The following is a 2,651-nucleotide window of genomic DNA, read 5'->3' on the forward strand; positions in this document are numbered from 1 at the left end:
CGACCAGCCAGCCACTCCGCCAGCCGGGCCGCGTTCTCCGCACGCGCCTGCACCGACCTGCCGGAGACGGTGAGGGTGACGGGTGCCGTGCGTCCGTGCCGTTCGGGGCGGCCGTGGACGGCGTCCCAGTCGACGGTGTGTCCTTCGCACCACAGCCGGGCGGCCAGGTCCTCCAGGGTCCGGCGGGCGGGCCGGTCGCGGCGGCAGGTCGCGAGGACGGCGGAGCGGGTGTCCTTCAGCGCGGCGAAGGTCCGCTCGAAGGAGTGCTGGGCGACCGGGTGGGGGGCGATCTCGACGATGCGGAGTCCTCGGGTGGCGGCCGGGCCGTGGCCCGTGAGGGCGGTGACCGCCTCCTCCAGCAGCATCGGCTCGCACATGTTGCGTGCCCAGTAGGCGGCGTCCAGGCCGGTTCCGTCGACGTGGTCGCCGAGCACGGTCGACCAGAAGGGGATGGTGGCCGGCCGGGTGTGCAGGGTGCCCAGGCGGCGTACGAGTTCGGGGGCGAGGTCCTGCAGCAGGGGGCTGTGGGAGGCGTAGTCGATGTTGACGCGCAGGGTGCGCACGTCCTTTTCGGACAGTTCGCGTTCGAGGTCGGCGACGGCGTCCAGGGGCCCGGACAGGCAGACCTGGCCCGGGGCCAGGTGTCCGGCGACGCCGATGCCGCGGGAACCGTCCGCGACGAGTGCGGTCGCCTCGTCGAGGGTGAGGTCGCAGACGACGAGGGTGCCGCGGCCGGAGGCCTTCTCGGCGACGAGGGACGACCAGGTGGTGATCAGCCGGGCGCCCTCGTCCAGGGGGAGAGCGCCCGCGACGACGGCCGCAGCCGCTTCGCCGACGCTCTGGCCGAAGACGGTGTCGGGTTCCAGGCCCCAGGTCGTGAGGGTGCGGGCCAGGGCGACCTGGAGGGCGAAGAGGACGGGCTGGACGACGTCGGTGCGGTGCAGCCGGGAGCGGTTGCCGTCGCGGAGGAGCTCCGCGGTCACCGACCAGCCGGTGAACTCCCGTACGGCGTGGTCGCATTCGTCGAGGGCGGCGCGGAAGACCGGGTCGCAGAGCAGGTCGCGGCCCATGCCGAGCCACTGCGAGCCGTGGCCGGAGAAGAAGAAGGCGAGCGGGGGGCGCTGTTCCGCCGGGTGGGGGCCGGCGACGAGGTCGGTGGTGCCGGCGGCGGTGACGGCGACGACGGCACGGTGGGTACCGGTGTCGTGGGAGCGGGTCCGTGCGGTGTTCGTGCCGGATGCCGCGAGTGCGTCGATGGCGTCGTGCAGTGCCTTCTCTCCGTCGGCGGCGACCGGGAGGAGTTCGCGCCGGTGGTAGGGGGCCTCCTCCAGGGCGACGTGGGCGTTGGTGCCGCCGAAGCCGAAGCTGCTGACGCCGGCGTAGCGGCGGCGGGCGGCGGGCCACGGGTGGCGTTCGGTGACGACCCGGAGCTTGTTGCGCTCGAAGTCGATGCGCGGGTTGGGTTCGTCGAAGTGGAGGTTGGCGGGGAGGACGCCGTGGTGGAGGGCGAGTGCGGTCTTGATCAGGCCGAGGACGCCCGCCGCGGGTTCCAGGTGGCCGAAGTTGGTCTTGGCCGATCCCAGGAACAGCGGTTCGGTGCGTCCTTCGGCGAAGACCGTGCCGAGTGCCTCGGCCTCGATGGGGTCCCCGAGCGGTGTGCCGGTGCCGTGGGCCTCGATGTAGGAGACGTCCTTGGGGTCGACGCCGGCGTCCTGCCAGGCGCTGCGCAGGACGTCGACCTGGGCCTGGGGGTTGGGGGCGGTGAGGCCGTTGGAGGCGCCGTCGTTGTTGACCGCGGTGCCGCGGATCACGGCGTAGATGCGGTCGCCGGCCGACAGCGCGTCGGACAGGCGGCGCAGGACGACGACGCCGCAGCCCTCCGCGCGGACGTAGCCGTTGGCGCCCGCGTCGAAGGCGCGGCACTGGCCGTCCGGGTTCATCCCGCCGAACTTGGTCATGGCCACGGTGGTGTTCGGGTGGAGCATGACGTTGACGCCGCCCGCCAGGGCGAGGTCGCTCTCGCCGCGCCGCAGGCTCTGGACGGCGAGGTGGGTGGCGGTGAGCGAGGAGCTGCAGGCGGTCGCGACGGCCATCACCGGGCCCTGGAGGCCGAGGGTGTAGGCGATGCGTGCGGGGATGATGGAGTTGTCCCAGCCGACGGCGGAGTGCGTCTCGATGGACGCGGGGTCGGCGCCGGTGGCCAGGTGGTACTCCTGCGCCATGGTGCCGAAGAACACGCCCGTACGGGTTCCGTGGAGCCCGTCGTGGGCGATCCGGGCGTCCTCCAGGGCGGCCCAGGCGACTTCGAGCGCCATGCGCTGCTGCGGGTCCATGTGCCGGGCCTCGGCGGGCGAGATGCGGAACAGTTCGGCGTCGAAGCGGGAGACGTCGTCGAGGAAGCCGCCCCAGCGGGTGGTGGTCTTGCCGGGTGCGCGCGGGTCCGGGTCGAGCCATTCCCGGGCGTTCCAGCGGTCCCGGGGCACCTCCCGGATCGCGTCGATGCCGTCGAGGAGGCCCTGCCACAGCTCCTCGGGGGTCTCGACGCCGCCGGGCAGGCGGCAGCCGATGCCGACGACGGCGATCGGTTCCTGTGCGTACGTCCCGGAGGGGTCCGGCAGCGGCCGGTCCGCCGCGGCGGCGGGCCGGCCGTC

1 protein-coding gene (running past one end of the window) is annotated in these 2,651 nt (G+C 73.7%); it reads right to left on the reverse strand.

Going from position 1 to position 2,651, the window contains the following annotated elements:
* On the reverse strand, nucleotides 1-2,651 hold part of the coding region annotated (locus CCN35_RS24785; RefSeq protein ID WP_143631797.1) for a type I polyketide synthase (this coding region is incomplete at its 3' end). Its footprint extends 153 nt past the window's final position; 2,651 of 2,804 annotated nt are visible.

It is taken from the genome of Streptomyces thermovulgaris (assembly GCF_002155915.1).
Taxonomy (GTDB): domain Bacteria; phylum Actinomycetota; class Actinomycetes; order Streptomycetales; family Streptomycetaceae; genus Streptomyces; species Streptomyces thermovulgaris.